The organism is Armatimonadia bacterium (assembly GCA_039679385.1).
Classification (GTDB): Bacteria; Armatimonadota; Zipacnadia; order Zipacnadales; family JABUFB01; genus JAJFTQ01.
Genome location: JBDKVB010000048.1, coordinates 45,215 through 67,556, shown reverse-complemented (window position 1 = coordinate 67,556; position 22,342 = coordinate 45,215). Strand labels below are relative to the sequence as shown.

The window sequence follows — 22,342 nt, the reverse complement described above, 5'->3', positions numbered from 1 at the left end:
GCAGAGCCTGGTTCAGACGGGACCTCAGCCCGGCCACCCGCAGACAGGTGGCCAGCCCACTCCTGAGCCAAAGCCTGCACAGCAGTCGGCGACACCGAAGACCACGAGACGACCGGCGCCGAAGTCGATCGAGGACACCTGGGCACGGCCCATGAAGAAAGTGCTGGCGCGCGAGCGATCTGCGCCCACGGCAGGCTTCGGCGGAGCAGCGCTCGTGGACCTGCTTGCCGGCGACGACAACTGGGACCTTATCGCCGGTAACCTCGATGCCGCCCTGTCGCGTGTGAACCTGCCGGTTCGGTACCTGGACACAAGCGTCGAGACGAACCCACTGATAGCGGCTCTGGACGGCCATCCGGCCTTGCTGGTGATAGGTTCGACGCGCCGGTTCTCCATCGCCGAGGGGATCGCGGTCTCGAACTACGTGGCGCTGGGAGGGCGTGTGCTGTTCCTGGCCCATGCGAGCGCCGGCTATCCTGTTCGGGTCATCGACTTCAACACGCTTCTGCGGGAGTTCGGGTTCAGCGCGTCCTTCATCCGTCCGCAGGCGCCCTCTCTGCTGATGAAGCATGCGATCACGGAGGGGCTGTATGCGCCGCCCTCCGTTCCTGCCGGTCTGGGGTTGTGGTCGGTCGAGGCGGAAGTGGTTGCGAAGGCCGGGAAGGTGCCCTTCCTGTCTGTCCTGTCCTTCGAGAAGGGGCGAGTGGTGGTCCTGGACGCCAAGACGCTACTGGTCGGCACCAAGGCGGTCCCGAGTACGGTCAAGCTGCCCGATGCCCTGCCCTTCATGCCGCTGTTCGACCGCACGCTGAACTGGATGCTGGGACCCTAGTCTCACAGACGAGGAATCGCGGCTGGTGAGGTGGCGATGGCGATGGCGAGTACGGAAGAGGTGGCCTATCCGAAGCTGGAAGCCCTGGGGTTTGGTGCGGTTTCTCTCGACGGCGAGAGATGGGAACGCGACTTCTTCGTTCGGGCCAGTGGTCAGGTGAAGGTCCGCAAGAAGCGGGCCGTGAAGGAGCTGTACGGGACCTCCCACGTCGTCGGTCCGGAAGAGTTGGAGAAGGTCTGCAAGGGTGACCCGGCGGTGCTGATTGTGGCAAGCGGCTACGCCGGGGCCGTGCGACTTGCTCCCGAGTCAGAGAGCTTCCTGGAGAGTCGCGGAATCCGTGTGGAGGTGCAGCCCACGCCCGAGGCCGTGAAGCTGTGGGCCAAGAAGAAGGGCCCGAAGGCGATCCTGGTGCATGTCACCTGCTGAGGAGATCACTGCCCCGGCGGTTTGACCGCGAAGGGCCTGGCTGGTATAATACGGTGCGAACCAAAGGGCGGAGCTTTCATGGGCTCCGCCTTTTGCTTACTTAGTGGCCAGGTGGCCGGCGCGCGTGAGGACACCGGACACAGGTAGGAGCAGGGCAATGGTTGCGCGAGACATCATGCGGAAAGACGCGCCGACCCTGAAGCCGGGGGATCCCCTGTGCCATGCCGCCAAGACCATGCTCTCCACCGGGTGCTCCGAGGTCGCGGTAGTCGACGGGAACGGCGGCCTGGTGGGCCTGCTGACAGAGGCAGACGTCCTGCGTGCAACGCTCCCGACCTACGTTGACGGCCTTGACCTCAGCTTCCTGCCTTCGTCCTTCGACTTCCCCGCCGAAGGCAGCGACCTGCAGACGATCACCGTTGCCCAGGCGCTCAGGAACGAGGCTCACGAGGTCGTGTCTGAGGATGACCCCCTGGTGGAAGTGGCGCGGGTCATCGCCCAGGAGCATGTGATCGCCTGCCCGGTGGTAGCACGTGGGGCGGAGGAGGACAAGCCCGGCAGGTACGTGGGAATCATCAACTACAGTGATCTGTTGCGGTACGTGCTGAGTTCGTGCCTGGGGCAGGGGGAGGCCTAGGCCTTGACCATCGCAGGAGAGAGTCTTCTCGCAGCAGCCCTGGCCGTGGGCCTTGCAGTCGTGCTGCGCAAACTCAGGTTACCAGTCGGCTGGGCTGTGGTGACGCCTGTTGTCGCCGCGGTGGCGTATGTGCTCATGCGGCAGCGCGGGCTGTCCGTGGAGCAAGCCTCGACTTCGGCGATCTTCCTGCTGGCCTACGCGCTGATCGCGTCGGACAAGATCCACAAGACGAAAGTGGCCCTGGCCGGGGCCGCCGTCGTACTCCTGTTTCACCTGATTGACCAGAAGGCTGCTCTGCACGGTGAGGGAGAGGTCGAGGGGATCGACTGGAACACGATCTTCCTGCTGGTCGGGATGATGGTCATCGTCAACATCACTCGCCACACGGGTGTGTTCCAGTGGATCGCGATTAAGGCCGCGAAGCTGGCCAAGGGCAGCCCGGTTCTCATCATCCTGCTCCTATGTGCCATCACGGCCGTGATCTCTGCCGGCCTCGACAATGTGACGACCGTCCTGCTGATCGCTCCGGTGACGCTCCTGGTCTTCGAGAGCCTGGGGCTGGACCCGGTTCCGGCACTGATCCTGGTGGTACTGTCCTCCAACATCGGGGGTACCGCGACGCTCATCGGGGATCCGCCGAACATCATGATCGGCTCGTCGGCCCGCCTGACCTTCACCGACTTCCTGAAGGTCGACGCACCGATCATCGGCGTCTGCATGGTCGTCTTCCTGCTGACGGTGTGGGCTGTGATGGGAAGACGGCTTCAGGTCAGTGCTGAGCGCCGAGCCCGAGTCATGGAGTTCGACGAGACACGCGCCATCACCAATCCACGGCTGCTCACCCGCTGCCTGGCGGTGATTGCGCTGGTCCTGGTGGGGTTCGGCTTCCACGGGGCGCTTCACCTCGAACCCGCGACGATCGCGCTGGCCGGTGCTGCGGCGCTTCTGCTACTGCACCGCGAAGAGCCGGAGGGGATCCTGCGCGAGGTCGAGTGGCCCACGATCTTCTTCTTCGTCGGCTTGTTCATCATGGTGAGCGCCCTGGTCAAGGTCGGCGTGGTCAAGATGATCGGGCAGGGCATCATCTACATGGCTTGTGGGGGAGAGGTCACGGGAGGTCTGACCGATCCTCAGCGCTTTGCGTTGACCATGGGCGTGCTGTGGTTCTCAGCGATCGCTTCGGGTGTGATTGACAACATCCCCTTCGTGGCGACGATGAACGCGGTGATCCACGGCATGGCGGTGAGCCTGCACCCGGACGCCGCCAATGCGGACTTCTACCAGATTGCGCACGCGCCGGATATCCTGCCTCTGTGGTGGGCCCTGTCACTGGGAGCCTGTCTGGGAGGCAACTTCACGCTGGTCGGCGCCTCGGCGAACGTGGTAGTGGCCGGGATTTCCGAGCGTTCGAAGCATCCCATCAGCTTCGCGCGTTTCTGCAAGTACGGCATTCCCTTGACGCTGCAGACGATGGTTCTGTGCAGCTTCTATCTGTGGTGGAGGTTCCTGAGGTGATCTGTGCGGGAGTGGACGTGGGATCGATCACCGCGAAGGCGGCGGTGTACGATTCGGAGCCTGGGCGGGTCCTTGGCGCTGCATGGCAGCTTACAGGCTGGAGCCCTCGTGAGGCCGGTGAGGCTGCCTTGACGGCAGCGATGCAGAGCGCGGGCGTGCGTCGCGAGGACCTGGTGAGGGTGGTCGGGACGGGCTACGGACGGGTTGCCTTGCCCTTCGCCGACGAGACCGTGACCGAGATCTCCTGCCACGCCCGAGGAGCGCACTTCCTGGTTCCCGGGACGCGCACGGTACTTGACATTGGTGGACAGGACTGCAAAGCCATCGCGGTGGACGAGGAAGGCTATCCGCAGGACTTCGCTCTGAACGACCGCTGTGCAGCGGGGACGGGGAGGTTCCTGCAGGTGATGGCCGAGGCCCTCGGTGTGGAGTTGGCGGACCTGGGGCAACTGGCACTGAGCTCGCAGTCCCCGGCGTCCTTGAGCAGCGTGTGTACGGTATTCGCCGAGTCCGAGGTCGTGGGGCTGATCGCTGCAGGAGTCCCGCGGGCGGACATCGCGGCAGGTCTTTGCGCCGCAGTTGCCAGTCGTGTGGCGGCGCTCGGGGTGCAGGTCGGGATGCGTCCGCTGGTGCTCCTGACGGGTGGGGTAGCCCTCAACGACGGCGTCTTTGAGGCCCTGCAGACTGCGCTGCCGGTTGAGTTGAAACGGTCGGAACAGCCGCAGATGGTCGGAGCAATCGGTGCTGCTATCCTCGCATGTGAGAGGGCGGATATCGGTGGTTAGGAACCGACGGCGAATACCGGTCGGCCTGATGAGTCTCCTCGCCCTGATCGTCGTAGCGGGTGCCTGGGCTGACGACGCCACAGACCGCGCCCGGGAACTCACCCAGCAGGCCCGCAGCCAGTATGCGGCAGGCCAGACGTCCAAGGCAATTGCGCTCCTGGAGGAAGCCCTGGCGCTCTGCCCGACCTACACGGCGGCACAGCCTCTCCTGGCGGTGGCCTATCAGACCGCCGGAGACGTCGACAAAGCGCTGGACCACTACTGGGCGGCGCAGCGGGCGTCCTTCCCGGCGCCGGCGATCAACGCCTCAGAGAGCTCCCTGCGGACGCGGGAACTTCTGGTGCAGACGGAGTCGCTGCTGGTGATGTTGGCCAACCGCGACCGACTGGAGCAGAAGCTGCGTCCACTGCTTTCGGACCCGGTTCTCGCGCGGATCGCACGACAGCATAGTGACGAGATGCGAGACCTGAAGTACTTCTCGCACGAGTCCCCGACCGAGGGGCTCAAGACCATCAACGACAGGTTCCGACGTGTCGTGACGCCGACGGGGGCCTGGGCGATCGCCGAGAACATCGCCCAGCGCTACGCAGAAGGCATGTACAGCCTGACGCTGCCGAACGCGAAGCGGACGCACGGGGACTGGATGTGCAGTCCGGGGCACAAGGCAAACCTGCTCAGTCCAGAGCTGGAGAAGCTGGGTGTAGGGATTGCTGTGAACGAAAAGGGCGACTACTGGGCGACCGAGTTCTTCGCCACTTACTGAGCCGACGCGGGTCGGAAGGAGCACTGCAGGATGCTGGACGAGATCCGTCAGACCTTGCGCGAGAGTGCGGAGCTCAAGCTTAAAGTGGCCGAGGAGATGGCTGAGCCAGTCGCCGAGGCGGCCCAGATGCTGGTGAAGTGCTTGGCGGACGGAGGCACGGTAGCCTTCTGTGGGAACGGCGGAAGTGCCGCCGATGCTCAGCACCTGTCCGGCGAGCTGGTAGGTCGGTTCCGCAAGGAGCGCCCGGCGTATCGGGCCCTGGCGCTGACGACCGACACCTCGATCCTGACGGCCATCGGCAACGACTACGGCTTTGATCAGGTGTTCTCGCGACAGGTCGAGGGTCTCCTGCGGGAGGGCGATGTTCTCGTCGCCTTCAGCACGAGCGGGAACGCCGACGATTGCGCGCGTGCTGTGGAGCAGGCGAAGTCCCTGGGTGCCAAAACGCTCGGGTTCACCGGCAAGGAGGGGGGAGAGCTCGGGCGGCTCTGTGACTTGTGCCTGAAGGTCCCCTGCACTGTGACAGCGCGGATCCAGGAGGTCCACATCACGCTGGGCCACATCCTGTGCGGCCTGGTGGAGGACGAGCTGGTCGCCAGGGGAAGTGCCCAGTAATGGGCCGGCGCTGGGTAGTAGGCATCGATGTCGGCAACACTCGCCTCTCGGTCGGGCTGGTTTCCGAAGGGGGCGAGCTTGGTCACCTGGAACGCGAAGCGACGCCTCGCGAAGCCGGTGGCCCGGCGACCATCGAGACGCTGTGCAGCATGATCGAGCGGGTCCTGAAGATCGCGGGCGAGGTACCTGTGTTGGGTATCGGTGTCGGCTTTGGCGGGCCGGTGGACTACGGCCGGCAGGAGACCCGGATGTCGCATCACGCTCCGGGCTGGGAGGGTATCCGTCTCGGCGAGGTGCTCGGACGGCGCTTCGGCATCCCGGTCCGCATCGAGAACGACGCGAATGCGGGTGGATTGGGTGAGGCCGTTTTCGGGGCCGGCCGCGGGCACAGCGAAGTCCTGTATGTGAACATCGGAACCGGTGTCGGTGGCGCAGTGATCACCAACGGGGCGGTGCTTCACGGGGCCCACAGCAACGCGGGCGAGTTCGGCCATATGGTGATCGATCCCTCCGGGCCGCCCTGCACCTGTGACAAGCGCGGATGCGTGGAGGCCTTCTGCTCCGGTGATGCGATCGGCCTGGCGGCTTGCGGACTGCGGGAGCAGGGTCGGGGCTTCGAGCAGTACGAGGCGCAGGAGCTGACCGGGCGCAAGGTCGGAGAGCTGGCGCAGTCGGGCGATGCCGATGCGCTTGGGGTGATTGAGCGATCTGCGGAGCGCATGGGCTTCGCGTTGGCGCTGGCGGCGGACCTCCTTGATCCCGGAATCATCGTCCTGGGGGGGGGTGTTCCGGAGTTGGGTAACGTCTATCTTGGGCCGGTCAGAGCTGCCTTCCGTGCTTACGCCATGGACGTTCCTGCCCAAGAGACCGAGGTTGTGGCGGCACATCTGGGTTATAATGCGGGGGTCATCGGAGCCGCCGCCGTCTGTTTGCAGCAGCCGCTGAGTTAAGCGTTTTCCTCCTGCGGCCAACAACGCAAGAGCAGGTGCCAGACCATGATGGAATTGGTTCATGACAGTGGTCTCAACGTCTACGTGGACCCTGAGGTGCTGCGGATTTGCTTTGTGGACGGTGAGGCCGGGAAGTTCCGGCGGCCGGAATACTCGGTGCGTACCTTCGAGAAGCTGGCGCCGATCCTGGAAGACCCGGAGTGCGTGAAGGGCCAGGAGCAGGAGATCGTCTACTGGATGTTCCGCAACCTGGGACTGCAGGGCGACGAGCACCTGCTCAACCAGCACAGCCTGCGCTATGACCTAAGCCTGTTCCGGCAGCACCGGTTCGGCCAGGAGCTGATGAAGACCTCGGGTCACTACCATCCGGCCATCTGGAAGGGCGGACCCAGCTACCCGGAGATCTACGAGGTAGCCTACGGCACCGCCATCTTCCTGATGCAGGAAGTAACCGACATCGACGCCGGGCCGGACGAGGCGCAGGTACTCAACTGCATCGCCCTGATCTGCGAACAAGGCGAGAAGGCCATCATGCCGGCGGACTTCGGGCATGTGACGCTGAACCCTGACCCGGACCGTGCCCTGATCACGACGAACTGGGTCTGCAGCGACTTCAGCTCGGTCTACGGTGGCTGCGAGCGCTGCCAGGGCTTCGCCTGGTACAACACGCTGGATCGCGGCTGGGTGAAGAACCCCCGGTACGGCGGTGCGGTGCCGAAGCTGCGAGTCGCACGGTGCGCCGAGGTTCCGGAGCTTGGGCTCGTGAAGGGCGAGGGGTTGTACCATGTGGGCAAGACGCCCGAACTGCTGGCGCTGCTCAAGCGTCCGCAGGACTACACTGAGCTGATCTGGAAGGGCATCGCCTTTGATGACCCCGAGGATGAGGCCTGGAAGGCACAGCACATCGCTGACTTCGATCGCAAGTTCGGCCGCCGCTGAACGAGCAGCGCTGCTGTGCAGGTAGGCAAAACACGACCCTCAGGCTAACGCCTTCGAGCTGAGGGCGTTCGCGCTTTGTACGACACATGTGAGTGAGGAACGGGGGTCCGCCGAAGGGTGGCGGGCTACTACTGCCGAGAGGTGACGCCAGATGAGCAAGGCTCCAAGGCTTGCGCTGAGCTTCGACGATGTGCTGTTGGCCCCGCGAAAGTCAGACGTGGTGCCGACCCAGGTGGATGTGCACACGCGACTCACCAAGACCATCCGCCTGAATATCCCCCTGGTGAGCGCGGCTATGGATACGGTCACGGAGTCTGCTTTGGCCATCGCGCTGGCTCGCGAAGGGGGCATCGGCGTCATCCACAAGAACCTGTCCATCGAGCAGCAGGCTCTAGAGGTGGACCGGGTGAAGCGGTCTGAGAGCGGGATGATCGTCGACCCGGTAACCGTGAGCCCCGACGCCAAGGTGGGCGAGGCCGAGGCCCTGATGGCCAAGTACAAGATCTCCGGCCTCCCGATCACCCAGGACGGGAAGCTCGTCGGCATCCTCACCAACCGCGACCTGCGCTTCGAGACGAACATGGAGAAGCCGGTACGCGAGGCCATGACCGTCGAAGGGCTCGTGACGGCCGGAGAGGGCACCACGCTGGAGGAAGCCAAGGCGATCCTCCACCAGCACCGGATCGAGAAGCTGCCGGTCGTCGATGAGAACTTCATGCTCAGGGGCCTCATCACGATCAAGGACATCGAGAAGGTCGCCCAGTTTCCGGATGCCTGCAAGGACGAACTGGGCCGCCTGCGGGTCGCGGCTGCGGTAGGAACCAGTGCGGAAGGCCCGGCACGAGCGGCGGCCCTGGCCGACCGCGGCGTCGACGCCTTCGTGGTCGACGCGGCCCACGGTCACTCGATGAACGTTCTCAACATGGTGACGCGGCTGAAGGAGAAGTACCCGCACATCCCGATCATTGGCGGCAACATCGCCACGGCCGAGGGTTGCCGAGACCTCATCAAGGCGGGCGCCGATGCGGTGAAGGTCGGGCTTGGGCCTGGGGCCAGTTGCACCACCCGTGTGGTGTCGGGCTCGGGTGTGCCGCAGATCACTGCCATCACCGATGCCGTTGAGGTCGCGCGTGAGTACGATATCCCCATCGTTGCTGACGGCGGGATCAAGTTCTCCGGCGACATCGCCAAGGCCATCGCTGCCGGAGCCGACTGCGTGATGATCGGCGCCTTGTTCGCGGGCACCGAGGAGAGCCCCGGCGAGACGGTCCTGTACCGTAGTCGCACCTACAAGGTGTATCGCGGCATGGGCTCGCTCGGAGCCATGAAGGAGCGCAAGAGCGCCCGCGACCGGTACATGCAGGAGAACGTGGAGGACGAGAAACTGGTCCCCGAGGGCCTCGAGGGTCGTGTCGCCTACAAGGGCCGGCTGTCAGGGGTCGTGCTGCAGCTTGTGGGCGGCCTACGCTCCGGCATGGGATACTGCGGCGTGCGCAGCATCGAAGGCCTCAAGACCGAGACCGAGTTCTACCAGATCACCGCTGCCGGTCTGCGCGAGAGCCACCCGCACGATATCATCGTCACGGAAGAGGCTCCGAACTACCAGATCCAGGACTTCGAGTAGGCACGCAGAGGCACGAAAGCCTGGGGCGGGAGCCGGCCTGGAGAGGCGGACACAGATAGCGCGAAAGGGGCACCGGTCGCAAGGACCTGTGCCCCTTTCTCATACTCAGTGCTGACGGTGGGAGCTCAGGCGGGCAAGGCGCGGAAGATGGCCTCGGTCATGCGCAGTTGGGCTACGCCGTCCTCAATCGTGCAGATCGGCTCAGCGTCTCCGGCGACCACGTCCACCGCGTTCTGGGCCTGGCGCAGGAAGGACCAGCTGTAGGGAGCGCGCACGTCGGCAAGCTCCTGCTGGCCGGTCATTCGGTAGACCTCCACCGTGGCGGGAACGTTGATGAGCATCGGCGGTGGAAGCTGGACGTTCACCCAGCCATGCTCGAAGTAGAGCTTGATCTCCTCGTCCCAGCGGTTGTTGGGCATGGGGCCGCCGATCTCCAGGGTTGCCTGCTTGCCCGCGAAGTCAAAGAGGGCGAGACGGGCGGGTCGGCTCCAGTCGGCGTAGACGACCTCAAAGTCACTGCCCAGGAAGTGGTTCAGCAGGTCCATGTCGTGGCTGTGGACGTGGTTGAAGGCGTAGTAGGCGCTGGCGAAGGTCAGGGGTTCCTTGCCGTAGCGCTCCGGCAGCCAGTCGGGCCCCTTGGTGCGCTGCTTCGGGGTCGTCGGTTCGTCGGTCTTGAGAGTGGGGAGGAGGCTGGCGATGTTCCCCAGCCAGTCTCCGCCGGTGAAGGAGTGGGCGCGAGCATAGATGAACTTGCCCGCTTCGCCGGTCTCGAGCCACTGGTCCACGAGGGCCTTGGCAGCCTGGACGCCGGCATCGCTGCGCTTCATGAACCCGACCATCAACTGTCGGCCATTGGCCTTGGCTGCGTCCGCGAGGCGCTGCGCATCCGCTACGCACAGGGCGACGGGCTTCTCACAGAACACGTGCTTGCCGGCCTCAAGTAGGTCAAGACAGTAGGCGACGTTCAGCTCCGGGGGCGCGATCACGGCGGCAAGATCGATGTCAGGGTCTGCGGCAAGTTCCCGATGCGACTCGTAACGCCGCGGGATTGCGAAGCGGTCTGCGACTTGGGCCAGGAGCTGCGGGCGCGTTGAGGCGATAGCGACGACCTCGCTCCCCGAAGCTTGCTGGAAGCCTGGGATGTGGGCGACCTGGGCCATCATCCCAGCGCCAACGAAACCAACACGTACAGCGGACATAGATACCCTCCAAGGTTTGACTGGCGGCAAGAGCGCAAGCGAGCGGGCGCCAGGGGTAACCGACGCTGAGCCCGTCTCTGCTGGGTTGCCACGAGTTGCTGGTTGCTAAGGCTGCTGGTTCGCTCGGCGAACCGTGTAGGTGACTTTGCGGACCTCACCGGGCTCCAGGCTGATGGCGAACTCAACCACATCGGCATCAAGGCGCGTCCCGGGAACCGACGGGCGCAGGAGGCTCCAGTCACCATCCAGCTTGTCGCGCAGGATCAGTGAGACCGGGGTCTTGCGCTGATTGCGAAGCTCCACCTCGATGTCGTCCTCCTGGTTGTAGAGGGCGAGCTTGTCGCGGATATCGGTCTTCACATCGAGCTGGGAGGTCTTCGCGACCTTGCGCGTTGCGGTGATCTCGGGCACGACCCCGACCTTGAGGTCCACGCGCTCATGGGGTGCGACCAGAGGCAGGTTGTCCTCGCCCAAGTACGAATGGGTGTCGTCGCCGGAGTAGAAGCGCACCTTGCCCGCCGTCAGCAGCCCGGCGCTGAAGGGATCGTCACCGGTGCGCGGCAGACGCACGACGGCAGCGACAGCGGCACCATAGCGCGCCGTGTCGTAGACGGTCATGGGCTCGCAGGCGACCTTCTCGGCCACGAAGAGCTGCTTCTGGAAGGTCTCGTTCTGGGCCAGCGCCGTCTGGAGTTGCTGGCCCCCGGGCAGGCGGAGCACGACGTTGTCGAAGACCAGCTTGCTGCGGTTGGTGACCACGAGGTTCGCGGCCACAGAGCAGGTCCGGGCGTCGCGGCTGAAGGTGACCGCGTACTCAAGGCGCCATTCAAGGCCCTTGAGCGGATGGCGAAGCTGGAGCGTGGCATGGCAGGCCTTGTCGGCCGTGAGTTGCCAGACTGCCGTATCACGGGCATCCGGAGCAAGGGACACCTCGGAGAGAGTCAGGCCCGTCGCGGGCGATACGGGCTGCACCTCGAGGGCATCAAGGGCCACCTCGAGACGGCCGAAGGGATAGGCAAGAATGTTGGCTCCGGCAGCTAGATCGAGGTCCAGACGCTGGTGCAAGAGGGCGTCACCGCTCACCGGCAGGCAGAGGACGGGCCCGGAAGGTAGCTGAGTGGCAGCGAGGTGTGCCGGTTCCCCGGCGCTTGCCAAGACCGGGAGGATGAGCAAGCACGCCAGCGGCAGTACACGTCGGGTCGATGTGGTCATGGCGGGTTCTGCTCCCGAAGTGAGCCAGGATGAATGCCTCCCAGCCCCTTCAGAAGGGGGAGGAGGTAAAGCAACAGGCGGTGAATTCGCCAAGGTCATGCAGCTCACCTTCACGCTGTGGGCTCTGACCTCCTCGGGTTGTGGGTCTGACACCCCGTGAGCATACATGGATCGGATGAACATGACGCAAGCAGAGCACAAACTGGACCGCCGCATCGGAATGGTCTCCGCCAGACTTGAGCACCTCCTCCGCATCGAGAGCTACGGGCTCCAGCGGATCGAGTTGGTCATCCTGCACCGCGAGGAGGAGCAGGCGACCCGCGAGGCGCTGAAGCGAATGGGTGCGGAGATCAGCGTTCACTGCCCACTGTTCCGCGACTGCGGCCTGGATGACTACCCCCTGCATGCCTCGGTCTTTGACACCGATGAGGAGCGACGCCAACGGTCGCTGGCGCTGATGGAGCGCGAACTTGTTCAGGCCGCGGAGCTAGGCGCACGACACCTGGTTGTGCACCTGCAGCGGGCTGTCGGTGTCCTGGATGAGCCTGTGCCGCCGGGATGGACCGAGCAGCGGGCTCTTGAGGTGGCGACCGAGGGCGCATTGCGGCTGGTCGAGGTAGCCAGGCAGGTCGGGGTGCCGCTTCACTTCGAGAACATGATGGGGCAGCCGCTTCTGTGCCGGCCTGAGCACTATAGGGCCCTGATGGAGGCCCTGCCGGCCGACCTGACGAGCATCTGCCTCGATGTGGGCCATGCCGCCTTCGATGGGGCGAAGTACGGGTTCGAGGTCGAGGAGTTCGCCAGGGCTTTGGCACCACGCATCGGCTCCCTGCATGTGTACAACAACCAGGTGGCCTCAGACTTCGATTTCGCGACGCTACGTGAGGAGGGGCGGCTGCGGAAGTACCCAGCGCACCCGGACCACGACGCAGAGGCCGGCTGGATCGACCTGGAGCGCGTCCTTGGGGCGGTTCTCGCGACGAATCCCGAGGCGCTGGTGACCTTCGAGGTGTACTTCTCACTGGATGTAGACCGCGAGGTCACGCGTGCGGGGCTCGAGTGGATCGAGAGGGTCTGCCGCAAGTGGTGGCCGGAGACTCGGTCGTCCTAGAGCCTGCCGCCGCGGGCCACCAAGACGGTTGACAGCCGGTTCCCGTTATCATATAGTCAGGTTACGCACCACCAGAGGTGATCGGCATGTATTCAGAAAAGGTCATGGAGCACTTCCAGAATCCGCGCAACATGGGCGAGATCGAGGACCCGGACGGCGTGGGCGACGTCGGTAACCCCAAGTGTGGGGACATGATGCGCCTGACGCTGAAGATCGACCCGGGAACCCAGACCATAACGGACATCAAGTTCAAAACCTTCGGCTGCGGCGCAGCGATTGCGACCAGTTCGATGATCACTGAGCTCGTGAAGGGCAAGACCCTTGACGAGGCCCTGCGAGTCAGCAACAAGACCGTCGTGGAGGCCCTCGGAGGGCTGCCGCCGGTCAAGATGCACTGCTCGGTGTTGGCTGAACAGGGCATCGCGGCAGCCATGATCGACTACTTCAAGCGGCATCCCGAGCACACGCCGCCGCCAGGGCTGTTGGAGAAGGCTGCGCGGCTTGAGAAGCTGGATCCGCACGGTTGGCCCGACGAGATCTAGTAGGGGAGAGCACCCCCTATCCCGGCCCAGAGAACTAAGGGGCGGCAACGGCAGTACGGCGTTGCCGCCCCTTTTGCTGCATCAGTTGTGACGCAACGGCCATATCTACATGACCACCATAATGTAGGGTAGAATTGAGGCGTGAGCAGATATCAAGACGCCTTGAGCCTTCATCAAGGTCGAGGAAGGTCTTGAGTGCTGGTCAATGGCCTTGAGAAAGACTGCGGGGAGCTCCCGTAGGGCCCGAACCCAGGGCCGAGAAAGGCACCGTGACCCCAGGAGGCGTGGTCAAGCGCCCGTTCTGTCAGTGGGGTGGGCCGACGAAGGCCCCGAAGCGCTCAAGTGGTCATGGACGGGACGTCCGGCGCGTACCAGGACCCTTGCAGAAGAACCAGGACCGAGCCCGGCCGAACTGGGCGCGACGTAACCAAAGCTGCTTGGGTCAGGAGCGCCACCTTGATGCGTCACGACGGCCCGTGTGGGCTCTGGTGCTGGTACCAGACCGAACGAGTCTTCAGAAGCGCCCGCGGCAGGTACGAGAGCGCTGAAGGCGCCGCGATTGCCGGCGGCTGTCGGACCGCTCAATATACTGGAAGCGCTGTGGGCTCCAGTGATAGCTAGTGGAGCGCGAGAGCGCCGGTGATTGTGAGAGCGCCGGCGTGTGCCGGAAACGGCGGCGTGCGACCGCTCGAGGCCGCGGGCCTACCGGTCGGGTTCTTGTCGCGGTGCGCAGGTGGTCGGCTGAGGGGCGTCAGGACTAGGCGTCACTGGCGCTTGCTCTGTGATTGGCGCCGGAAAGTGCGTGTCTGGGGATGCTGAGGCAGCGGGAAGCAGGACCATGAGCTCTGCGCGGCTGGATGGTGTTCTCGGGCTGCGGAGTTTACATAACTGCGATTATACGACACATGACGCCTGGCAAGCCTGCCGGGTTCAGGGCCTCTCACCCAGCCTCCTGATGCCGGGCTCAACGCAAGAGGGGCTCCATGCCTCGCTCCCCGCAGTTGATGGCTCCGAGGGGTGCGACGATCGGCATCCGGAGCGCCAGAGGACTACCGACCAAGGGCAGATACTGCGGAGACCGGGGATGCGATCCAGCGCCCCCGTGCGCTCGATGAACCAGACCGGGCCTTGGCGGAACGCAGCGCGAGGCCTGCCCTACTCAGAGCCTGGATGGAACAGGCCGGTGTACTCGGCCTTCAAGGTATCCTGGCTGAGCGCGTACTGGTCCCACCCACCGGCCGGGGCCAGGATATGCAGGTCCTTGAGGTTCGGGGATCCCTCAGGCGGCGGCACGTCGGACCGCACCGAATAGGCTCCCAGGAGGTCCCGCAGGGCCCTCTGGCCCTCCTCCGAGAGTGCGAAGTCCATGAACAGTCGAGCGGCGTTCGGGTGCGGCGCGGACCGTAGAATGGCCACCGGTCCAGGCATGAGCGGCACCCCATCGGTCGGCCAGGCCGCTCTTATTGGTGTGTCCGGCGCGTTCTCGTCATGGATGGTGTAGTCCATGGCACCGGCGACGATGGCGACGTCACCGCTCTTGAGAGCTTTCATACTTTCTTCGGCAGTTTTGAAGATTTTGGGGCTACGCGCTGCCATCGACCGCCAGTAGGAAACGCCGTAGAGCTCGCGCAGGAAGTAGTAGTGCGCGTAGGCCGAGCCGGCCGTCTGCGCGTCTTTGAGCGCGATCTTGCCCCGCCATCGGTCATCGAGCAAGGAGGTCCAGGTCCGCGGCGCCTCCGAATCAGGGACGCGGTTCGGATCGTAAGCCATGCAGAGGGCTACGCAGCGCAAGGCGGACCAGATCCCGGGGTCCTTGTACTGGGGCGGGATGGAGCGCTCCTCGGGGGACTCGTAGCGCAGTAGCTGTCCCTGCTTTTTGAGCTTGACGAAGGGCGCGACGTCAAGAACGTGCACAACGTCAGCCAGCACCTTGCCGTTGTCGATCTCAGACTGGATGCGCTGGATGATGTCGAAGGTGGATTCGCGCACGCATCGCGCGGTGATGCCCGGGTACTTGCGTTCAAACTGCTCGAGGAACTTCTGGGCCGGCTCGTCGGGCAGAGACGTGTACCACGCCAGTTCGCCCTCGCGCTTGGCCAGTTCGGCGACACTGGCCCCGGAGGGACGCTCGTCCCGCGACTGGCTGTCATCGCTCACGACAACGCGGATCGGCTCTTGCTCAGTCGGCTTGGGGCAGCCGGTCAGCAAGAGGACCAGACAGAGGAGACCGAGAATCGCGGCGAGACTGACCACGCGCAGTCTGGGCATGCTCACACCACTAGGAGATTCCTTCTCGGGTATAGCTTCCGCGTCGGGACGTATGGGACCTTCGTGCCGGCCCAGGAATGTGCTCAGGTGCCCTCAAGATCGCCCAGATCTTCGAGAGCCGGCTCTTCGGCGATGCCGATTAGCTGCCACACCGGCTCCTCACCGCGCCGCCGGGCGACGACGTAGGGGTCCACCAGGAGGGCGACACGCTCGCTCAGCAGCACGTGGGCGCCCGGCTGCGTCACCGGCTGCTGCCCAAGGGTGCGCTTGCGGACCGCCTCAAGCAGCGAGGTGCTCTCGTTCTGGTCCTCGGTCGTGGCGACCGCCAGGCCAAGCCGGGAGACGGCTCCCAGGGCGGCCAGAGACGGCGAGAGTGCCTCCTTGATGGACTGGGAAGCCAGGACAGCCCAGAGCAGGTCCTCTTCCCCCTCCGTCGGCCAGCGGATCACGAGGAAGCCGTCGGCGTAGGTGAGTATCTGGCCGTCGTTGCGAAGGACGACGGCAACGGTGCGGTCGACGAAGTCGGAAAGCGCCTTGAGGCCCAGCGGCTGGCCGGAAGCAGGCACCCGCGGAACCTCGACAAAGAGCAGAGCGGCTCCAAAGGGGGCGTCGGTCGCCTGCGCCTGCACCGGCGCGCCCCCGGCGGTGATCTGGTTGGTTATGTAGCGCACCAGGGCGTGCCTTACTGCGCCACCCATCTGCAGGTTGTCGCGCATGGTCTGAAGGGAGTCGCCGATCTGGCGGATCTCCCCGTGCCCCTCAGAGTACAGCGGCAGGTCTAGTTCGCCGCCGGACATCCTCTGCATGGCCGCCGCGATGCGCTCGATTGGGTGCGTGAAGCGTCTGACGCTCCGTGCTGCGAGAAGCACTCCAAGGGCGGTGAGAAGGAGCACCATCACGGTGCTTCGTGCCACACTTTCGGCGATCACGCGGTTGGCGATGCTGCGTTTGCACCCGATCTCCACCGTCGCGAGAGGGCCGGTGTCGTCGCCCGGGCGGGTAAGGACCGCCGATACCGGGATGATGTCGTTGCTGAGCGCGAGCTGACCGTTGTCGGCCATAGCGAGCAGACGGCGCACCGCGTCGGCATCCCCGACACGGTAGGGGTTCCCATTTGCATCGACCAGGGCCAAGTCTTCGTTGAGGGCGAAGGCGACCAGGCCTCCGGTCGGCCCGATCATGGCGATATAGACGATCTCGACCGAATAGGCCTCATTCTCTATACGGTGGCGGACTACTCGGCTCAGGTACTGCTGGATGGCCTGGCGCGACGGCGGGTCCTCCAGGTTCGCAAGCTGCACGAGGACTGACGCGACCTTGCCCATGGTCAGCCTGGTCTGCTCCTGAACCATCTGGTTTGCGTGGCGCACAGAGAGACCCGTCGAGAGGGCAACGGTGGCGACGAGAAAGGCCGAGACGAGCAGAGTTAGGCGGACCCTGATGCGCTCGGGACGAGCCATTGTCGGCGGCGCAGCAGTTGTCTCCCCCGCCTCGGCTGCTGGTGCCGGCTCTTCGCGCGCTGTGCGAAGGACCAGCAGGTACGCCCCGGAGATGAGCAGGCCCATCCCCATCACGTGGTACAGGTTGAGGGTTTCGCCGAGGAGGACCCAGGACAGCACCACGGTGACGATGGCGCCGAGGATTCGCAGACTGACGGCCACGTGCACCGGGATCGCCGCCGTCCCGCGGTAGTATAGGTACATGGAGACCGCAGTGCAGACGACTCCCAGGAGGAGCAGCAAGCCGAAGTCAGACAGGCCAAGCTGCAGAAGACCGCGCCAGGTGTTCGTGTAGAGGGCAACGCCGCCGGTGACGAGTAGGCCGCTGAGGAAACGCCACAAGGTCACGGTAGAGGGAGCAAAGCGCCGGAGTGCACCCTTGGCGAGTATCTCCGAGGTGGCGCGGGTGATCCCGGCCAGCAAGGCGAGCAGGTCGCCCAGGAGTCGCGTCCGGACCTCGGCCTGTCCGTAGGCCAGCTCACCGACGCCGATCAGTAGGTCGGCCCCGACCATCGCGCCCACAAGCAGGAGGCGCGAAGTGCTGATGCGTTCACGCAAGGTCAGGTAGCCGAGGAAGGCGACGAAGATCGGCGCGGTCTTGGAGATGGAGTTGACGATGCCGGCAGAGGAGTACCTCAGGGCCGCCGTAAAGAGCAGCGCACCGACGCCGGACCCGAGTGCGCCGACCAGAATGAGAGCTGCCCAGTCGCGGGGTCTAGGTGGTCCTGCAGGCGTACGCCACCCCATGCTCGGAACGCCGAAGGGGAGCAGCACGAGAACGGCTAGAAGATAGCGAGCGGTGACCACCGTCTCGCTGGAGAGGCCGTGCTGCAAGAGCATCTTGGTCAGGACCGGTGAGAGGCCCTGCAGCAAGACACCCGCAACGACGTAGTAGTAGGGCTCCAGACGGCGGCTCGTGGGGCACGCCTCCCGGCGATCCCGTCGGTCTCGACGGGTGCAGCGGTCACGGCCCCACTGGCGATCAGGGGCCTAGTACCTGGCTACCTCGGCTTTCGTGATCCACGCACGATGTCCTTCCGGCCTTCTGACCTCAAACCACTGGCCGGACTCGCCTGTGATGTCCAGTTGGGTACCGTCGGCCAGCGAACCGGCACTCTCGAAGTGCTCGCCGGGACCAGAGCGCAGGCCGGCTTGCGAAACCGCGACGAACCCGATGGGGTGAACGTACTCGCGCAGGTACTTCCCCGTGCAGGCGCTCACGGCGAGTACCAGCAGAAGGCCACAGCCGCCAAGGGCCACCAGGACGCGTCGTGGCCGCCCGATGCGCAGAAGGTAGGCCAGAGCGAGCGCCGCGCAGAGCATCAGGAGCAGAAGCGTCCCCACAATCGTCTCGTTGAGGGTGAAACGGGACAACACTCCCGAAGACAGCGCCCCGAGCCACGAGGCAGGGACCACGGGCGGAACATCGCCGCGTAGCGTCTGGACCTGAGCGATGTTGTTGAGCAGGTCTGGATCGCGTGGAGCAACACGGCAACCAGCCTGGTACGCAGCCAGCGCACGGCCATACTGCTGCTCCTGGGCATAGCAGTTACCGAGGTTGTACCAGACGTCGGCGCCCGCCTGACCCGATTCTGCAAGCTGCTGATAGACCGCGGCAGCACCGGCGAAGTCTGCAGCGTTGTAAAGGCGGTTGGCCTCCTGGAACTGCGCGGACGGGTCTGCGGCCAGGGCCGGGGCTGAGTATGACAGGCAGACACCAAGGGTCAGCAGAATCGCGAAAGCGCTTGGCCGTACGCAAGGGCGCACCCGCCTCATGAGCGCACCCCCTGTTCCAGGGCGTCAAGGAGCTGCCGTGCCTGCGCCAGAGCCTGCTCTCGAGGCGTGTCGGCCATCCCGGCCGGGGCATACCGACACCGATGGCAGGTGGCGACAAGATCACGGGCGGCCTCCGCAAGCGAAGCATCAACACCGTGCTGCAGGAGGGCTTCACGAAGTGCCTCTCCATAGACGCCGGCCGTTGGTAGCCCGAACTTGTCGGCCAGATAGCGGTAGACGCCGTCGCCGAGTTCCTCGTAGAAGCTCTCGCCGGAGGCTGCCTCCGCAGCCGCCAGGGCCTTCCGTGCAGCCCTTCCAGCTACGAGCGACCTTGCCCTGAGCGGATCCGCGAGGCGTCGATCGGTGTCGATCCGCCGCCAGCCCGCCCACACTACGCTGCCCACACAGATCAGGGCCACCAGTAGGACGAAGGGTATGACCGCGCGTGGTGAGCGCGACACGAGCCGCGGGTGCTCGGCATGGATATGGCGAAGCGTCGCCTCCTGCGAGGTCGCGGCGGGCTCTTGGAGGACCTCACCGGGAGTGACGTTGACCCGCGCCGGATCGCTGCGCGTGGTCTCATAGCGCCCCGAGTCAGGGTTGAAGTAAGCGAAGCTCAGCGCAGGGATCTCCAGAGTTCCCGAGCGTCGCGGGACGACCAGGTACTCGAACTCCGCTCGGCCGCCGATTGCCTCGCGCGACCCCAGCGAGCGGGGCTCAACCTTGCGATTCTCGCCCGAGGCGTACACCTTGCAGGCGTCTCCCAGGTCGAGGGGCGGCGCACTGACCGATCGCAGGTTGCCCACACCATCGACGATGACGCGCACAGTGAGACCCTCGCCGGCCTTCACCTGCTGCTTCTCGGCCTGAAGCTGGACGGTGAAGGAGCCGACGGCTCCGCTGAAGTGGGTTCCTTCGGGCGGCGTCGGGAGCGGTTTCACGCTGATCTCAAGGGTGTTGCTGCGGTATTCGCGGGTGGCCGAGCTCATCGTGGTGGCGATGGTCTCCGGAGCCGCACTGACCGTCTTCTTCCCCGGGGAGGCTGCGAAGAGCGCCCAGCGCCGGGTCAGTCGCCCGTAATCCATATTGTTGACCACGACATGCTCCGGACGGGGACTGGTAAGGGACTCCGCGACGAACCCTTCGGCGATCGGCGTCCGTTGTCCCAGGTCCTCGGGCACCGGCACTCCCGTGTAGTAGTCCACGCTCAGGAGAAGCTGCTCGTTCACGTAGAGCTCACGCCGGTCCGCACGGACCTGGATGGCGAAGTCCGGGTTCCCCTCGAAAGGTGCGCGACCCGAGGAGGAAGAGGGAGACGCAGGCGCGACGGAGGCCGCACTGCCCTTGGTGACCTCGACGCGAATCGGCGCGGTGTGGAGTGTCTTGCCGTTGACGGTCACGGTCGCGGAAGGAACGGTCAGCATTCCGGTTCGTCGTGGCTGAAGGGTGAAGACGCGCTGGGAGTAGCGGGTGATCTGCGTGTTCACCATGCTGTAGCCGTCCTGACGCTGCGGTGTGCCGAGGACGGCGAAGTCTTTGGTGGGCGAAAGCTCCGGCTCTCCCCCATCGTCGCCGCCCGAGAGGGTGAGGGTGACAGAGAGAAACAGCACATCATCGGTGGACAGGCTGTTGCGATCGACCTCCGCCTGGAAGCTCGGCTCGGCTAGGGCCGGCAGCGAAAGGACCAGCACAAGAAGGCTCAGCAACACCGGAGTGGCAAGGTGCCGACAGGTTCCGGGAGCCGGATTGTCGCGGCCGGGAACGGCATTCACGGCTACCAGTCCTTGCTGGTCGGGCGCTCAGGCGTGAGTGGCGCACGGCGGATGGACTTCTGAAGCTCGGCGTCGTCGCGGGACAGCGAGCTCAGGAGCTGTGCAGCCTCCTGCTCGTTCAGCGGCTGCTGATCTGCCTGCGAGGGTTGCTGCTGTTTGGGCTGGTCCTGCGGCTTCTGCTCGGGTTGTTGCTGCTGGTTCTGCTGGTCCTGGGACGGGTTGTTCTGCGGCTTGTCCTGCTGGTTCTGGTCCTGTTTCTGGGACGACTTCTGCTGATTCTGGTTCTGCTGCTGTTGCTGCTGTTTGTCCTTCTGCTGGTTCTTCTGGCGCATCGCCATCTCAAGGTTGTGCTTGGCCCACAGGTCGTCCGGATCGAGGGTGAGGGCCCGCTTGTACCGCTCGATGGCGTCGTCCAGGCGCTGCATCTTGTAGAGGCAGTTCCCTGCATTGTACTCGGCGTACTCGCGAAGTTTCCCCTGCGCTCGTTGGGCGGCCTGGTCGTTGTCGGCCAGCGCCTTCTGGTAGCTCGAGACCCGGAACTGGCCTGCTGCACGGTTGAACAGCGCCTGCGGATCCTCAGGGCGAAGCTGGGAGGCCTGAGTGTACCGGGCAAGGGCTTCCTTGAACTTGCCCTTTGCGTAGGAGTGGTCGCCGGCGTTCATGAGGCGCGCGAACTCGCCGGGAAGGCTGAAGCCCAGCACCAGAGGTAGGCTCAGGACGACCGCCAACGCGAGGACCAGCCGACGCGTCCTACTCGGACGGTTTGCTCGTGCCATTGCTCTGACCTCCTCCGTTGGCGGGGGCATGCGAGATGAGCATCTCCAGGATCAGCAGCACCAGGGCGATCCCCAGCGGCCACTGGAAGCGCTCGGCATACTGCGTGAACTGGTAGGTGCCGGCCACAGCGCCCTCCATCCCCCCGATGGCCTGATAGATGCGGTCGATGTTGGTGCCACTGGCCGAGCTGCGGACTAAAACCCCGTCGCCCTCCCTGGCGATTCGGGCGAGGAGCTTCTCGTTGAGTTTGGTCATGACGACCTTGCCCTCGGCGTCGCGCTTGAAGGCCGAGGAAGACTGGGACGGTTTCGCGGTACCGAAGAGCTGGTCCAGCATTCCCTCGGGCGAGTTCGCGTCCGGGGTCGCAGCTTCCTCCGCCGGGAGGTGGATGGGTTCGCCCTGGGTGCCTCCCAGGCCGACCACATGGACCCGAATCCCCTCAGAGTGAGCCTTCTGTAGCGAGGGAATCCGATCATTCTCGTCCTGGTCTTCCCCATCGGTGAAAAGCACGATGGCGCGGTACTTCGCCTCGGCCTTGCTCAGGAGGCGCACCGCCGAGCCCAGGGCGCCATCAAGGGCGGTCCCGGGCGCCGGCGCCGAACCGCGTTCGATGCTCGAGACGAACATGCTCACGGCGTCGTGGTCAAGGGTTAGCGGAGAGTACATGTAGGCGCTGCCCGCAAAGACGACGACCCCAATCCGGTCACCTTCGAGACGTCCCACCAGGGCGAGCGCAGCTTCCTTGGCCGCTTCGAGGCGGCTCGGGCTCACGTCCTGCGCCAACATGCTATCGCTGGTGTCGATGACGAACACCACGTCGGCGCCGACGCGCTTGACCTTCTGGACCTCGGAGCCGATGCGCGGGCGTGCTATGGCGACGATCAGGAGGCCGATCGCGCAGACCACCAGCGCACCCTTGAGGAGTCGTCGGCGACGATGCCAGCGCCAGTCGGCCGGCACGTAGCGGGCGCCCAGGAAGGTTCGCAGGGTCCACTCGCGCTGGACGACGGCGAACCACACGAGGGCAGCCAGCGGTGGCAGTAGCCACAACCAGCGCAGGAGAGACGGGTTTTGCCACGAGAAATAACCGGGCATCGAAA

General features: G+C 65.0%; 20 protein-coding genes. 12 read left to right on the top strand and 8 right to left on the bottom strand.

What is annotated here, in order from left to right:
* The 10 genes from ABFE16_04615 to guaB form a co-directional block, all read left to right on the top strand.
* Window positions 1-832, top strand: an 832-nt coding sequence (locus tag ABFE16_04615; protein ID MEN6344564.1) for a hypothetical protein, incomplete at its 5' end; no start/stop codon positions are given.
* 42 nt (window positions 833-874) lie between these two features.
* Complete coding sequence (locus ABFE16_04610) at window positions 875-1,258, top strand: MTH938/NDUFAF3 family protein (GenBank protein ID MEN6344563.1); 384 nt, start codon at window positions 875-877, stop codon at window positions 1,256-1,258.
* 157 nt (window positions 1,259-1,415) lie between these two features.
* The gene (locus ABFE16_04605; GenBank protein ID MEN6344562.1) at window positions 1,416-1,895 is read left to right on the top strand and encodes a CBS domain-containing protein; all 480 of its coding nucleotides are present in this window, start codon (window positions 1,416-1,418) and stop codon (window positions 1,893-1,895) included.
* Window positions 1,896-1,898: 3 nt separating this feature from the next.
* Window positions 1,899-3,410 carry an ArsB/NhaD family transporter gene (locus ABFE16_04600; GenBank protein ID MEN6344561.1) on the top strand — a complete coding sequence of 504 codons (1,512 nt, stop codon included), beginning with the start codon at window positions 1,899-1,901 and terminating at the stop codon, window positions 3,408-3,410.
* Window positions 3,407-4,195: an acyl-CoA dehydratase activase gene (locus ABFE16_04595; GenBank protein MEN6344560.1), complete on the top strand. Its 789-nt coding sequence runs from the start codon at window positions 3,407-3,409 to the stop codon at window positions 4,193-4,195. Before ABFE16_04600 ends, ABFE16_04595 begins: the two co-directional genes overlap by 4 nt.
* Before the next feature lie 28 nt (window positions 4,196-4,223).
* Window positions 4,224-4,958, top strand: a complete 735-nt coding sequence (locus ABFE16_04590) for a CAP domain-containing protein (protein ID MEN6344559.1) — start codon at window positions 4,224-4,226, stop codon at window positions 4,956-4,958.
* Between the two features lie 30 nt (window positions 4,959-4,988).
* Complete coding sequence (locus ABFE16_04585; protein MEN6344558.1) at window positions 4,989-5,573, top strand: D-sedoheptulose 7-phosphate isomerase; 585 nt, start codon at window positions 4,989-4,991, stop codon at window positions 5,571-5,573.
* A complete protein-coding gene (locus tag ABFE16_04580; protein ID MEN6344557.1) occupies window positions 5,573-6,523 on the top strand; it encodes an ROK family protein in 951 nt (316 codons plus the stop codon). The genes ABFE16_04585 and ABFE16_04580 overlap by 1 nt, the downstream gene beginning before the upstream one ends.
* Before the next feature lie 45 nt (window positions 6,524-6,568).
* On the top strand, window positions 6,569-7,462 hold the full coding sequence (locus ABFE16_04575; GenBank protein ID MEN6344556.1) for a glucose-6-phosphate isomerase family protein: 894 nt from the start codon (window positions 6,569-6,571) through the stop codon (window positions 7,460-7,462).
* Window positions 7,463-7,613: 151 nt separating this feature from the next.
* Complete coding sequence (guaB, locus tag ABFE16_04570) at window positions 7,614-9,086, top strand: IMP dehydrogenase (GenBank protein ID MEN6344555.1); 1,473 nt, start codon at window positions 7,614-7,616, stop codon at window positions 9,084-9,086.
* Window positions 9,087-9,211: 125 nt separating this feature from the next.
* Here guaB and ABFE16_04565 read toward each other — a convergent pair whose 3' ends face one another.
* Window positions 9,212-10,285 carry a Gfo/Idh/MocA family oxidoreductase gene (locus tag ABFE16_04565; GenBank protein MEN6344554.1) on the bottom strand — a complete coding sequence of 358 codons (1,074 nt, stop codon included), beginning with the start codon at window positions 10,283-10,285 and terminating at the stop codon, window positions 9,212-9,214.
* Between the two features lie 105 nt (window positions 10,286-10,390).
* Window positions 10,391-11,497 (bottom strand): hypothetical protein, encoded by a 1,107-nt coding sequence (locus ABFE16_04560; GenBank protein MEN6344553.1) that lies wholly within the window; start codon window positions 11,495-11,497, stop codon window positions 10,391-10,393.
* A gap of 181 nt (window positions 11,498-11,678) precedes the next feature.
* Here ABFE16_04560 and ABFE16_04555 point away from each other — a divergent pair, with 181 nt between their 5' ends.
* On the top strand, window positions 11,679-12,608 hold the full coding sequence (locus ABFE16_04555) for a sugar phosphate isomerase/epimerase family protein (GenBank protein MEN6344552.1): 930 nt from the start codon (window positions 11,679-11,681) through the stop codon (window positions 12,606-12,608).
* Window positions 12,609-12,694: 86 nt separating this feature from the next.
* The gene (gene nifU / locus ABFE16_04550) at window positions 12,695-13,150 is read left to right on the top strand and encodes a Fe-S cluster assembly scaffold protein NifU (protein ID MEN6344551.1); all 456 of its coding nucleotides are present in this window, start codon (window positions 12,695-12,697) and stop codon (window positions 13,148-13,150) included.
* A 1,155-nt stretch (window positions 13,151-14,305) separates the two neighbouring features.
* On the opposite strand, the gene ABFE16_04545 is transcribed toward nifU, so the two are convergent.
* The 6 genes from ABFE16_04545 to ABFE16_04520 all read right to left on the bottom strand — a co-directional run bounded on the left by ABFE16_04545 (window position 14,306) and on the right by ABFE16_04520 (window position 22,337).
* Window positions 14,306-15,418 (bottom strand): extracellular solute-binding protein, encoded by a 1,113-nt coding sequence (locus ABFE16_04545; GenBank protein ID MEN6344550.1) that lies wholly within the window; start codon window positions 15,416-15,418, stop codon window positions 14,306-14,308.
* Window positions 15,419-15,501: 83 nt separating this feature from the next.
* The gene (locus tag ABFE16_04540) at window positions 15,502-17,823 is read right to left on the bottom strand and encodes an EamA family transporter (GenBank protein ID MEN6344549.1); all 2,322 of its coding nucleotides are present in this window, start codon (window positions 17,821-17,823) and stop codon (window positions 15,502-15,504) included.
* A gap of 84 nt (window positions 17,824-17,907) precedes the next feature.
* Window positions 17,908-18,693: a tetratricopeptide repeat protein gene (locus ABFE16_04535; GenBank protein ID MEN6344548.1), complete on the bottom strand. Its 786-nt coding sequence runs from the start codon at window positions 18,691-18,693 to the stop codon at window positions 17,908-17,910.
* Window positions 18,690-20,465, bottom strand: coding sequence for a BatD family protein (locus ABFE16_04530; protein MEN6344547.1), 1,776 nt, complete (start codon window positions 20,463-20,465; stop codon window positions 18,690-18,692). Before ABFE16_04530 ends, ABFE16_04535 begins: the two co-directional genes overlap by 4 nt.
* Window positions 20,466-20,467: 2 nt before the next feature.
* On the bottom strand, window positions 20,468-21,241 hold the full coding sequence (locus ABFE16_04525; protein MEN6344546.1) for a tetratricopeptide repeat protein: 774 nt from the start codon (window positions 21,239-21,241) through the stop codon (window positions 20,468-20,470).
* A complete protein-coding gene (locus tag ABFE16_04520; protein MEN6344545.1) occupies window positions 21,216-22,337 on the bottom strand; it encodes a VWA domain-containing protein in 1,122 nt (373 codons plus the stop codon). Before ABFE16_04520 ends, ABFE16_04525 begins: the two co-directional genes overlap by 26 nt.
* Window positions 22,338-22,342 lie beyond the last annotated feature (5 nt).

Excerpts from the sequence above, each read along its gene's own strand:
- ABFE16_04560 (MEN6344553.1), bottom strand. The coding sequence starts at position 11,497 with ATGACCACATCGACCCGACGTGTACTGCCGCTGGCGTGCTTGCTCATC.
- ABFE16_04610 (MEN6344563.1), top strand. The coding sequence starts at position 875 with ATGGCGAGTACGGAAGAGGTGGCCTATCCGAAGCTGGAAGCCCTGGGG.
- ABFE16_04580 (MEN6344557.1), top strand. The coding sequence starts at position 5,573 with ATGGGCCGGCGCTGGGTAGTAGGCATCGATGTCGGCAACACTCGCCTC.
- ABFE16_04520 (MEN6344545.1), bottom strand. The coding sequence starts at position 22,337 with ATGCCCGGTTATTTCTCGTGGCAAAACCCGTCTCTCCTGCGCTGGTTG.
- ABFE16_04575 (MEN6344556.1), top strand. The coding sequence starts at position 6,569 with ATGATGGAATTGGTTCATGACAGTGGTCTCAACGTCTACGTGGACCCT.
- ABFE16_04545 (MEN6344550.1), bottom strand. The coding sequence starts at position 15,418 with ATGCCCAGACTGCGCGTGGTCAGTCTCGCCGCGATTCTCGGTCTCCTC.
- guaB (MEN6344555.1), top strand. The coding sequence starts at position 7,614 with ATGAGCAAGGCTCCAAGGCTTGCGCTGAGCTTCGACGATGTGCTGTTG.
- ABFE16_04555 (MEN6344552.1), top strand. The coding sequence starts at position 11,679 with ATGACGCAAGCAGAGCACAAACTGGACCGCCGCATCGGAATGGTCTCC.
- ABFE16_04605 (MEN6344562.1), top strand. The coding sequence starts at position 1,416 with ATGGTTGCGCGAGACATCATGCGGAAAGACGCGCCGACCCTGAAGCCG.
- ABFE16_04590 (MEN6344559.1), top strand. The coding sequence starts at position 4,224 with ATGAGTCTCCTCGCCCTGATCGTCGTAGCGGGTGCCTGGGCTGACGAC.
- ABFE16_04535 (MEN6344548.1), bottom strand. The coding sequence starts at position 18,693 with ATGAGGCGGGTGCGCCCTTGCGTACGGCCAAGCGCTTTCGCGATTCTG.
- ABFE16_04585 (MEN6344558.1), top strand. The coding sequence starts at position 4,989 with ATGCTGGACGAGATCCGTCAGACCTTGCGCGAGAGTGCGGAGCTCAAG.
- ABFE16_04525 (MEN6344546.1), bottom strand. The coding sequence starts at position 21,241 with ATGGCACGAGCAAACCGTCCGAGTAGGACGCGTCGGCTGGTCCTCGCG.
- nifU (MEN6344551.1), top strand. The coding sequence starts at position 12,695 with ATGTATTCAGAAAAGGTCATGGAGCACTTCCAGAATCCGCGCAACATG.
- ABFE16_04565 (MEN6344554.1), bottom strand. The coding sequence starts at position 10,285 with ATGTCCGCTGTACGTGTTGGTTTCGTTGGCGCTGGGATGATGGCCCAG.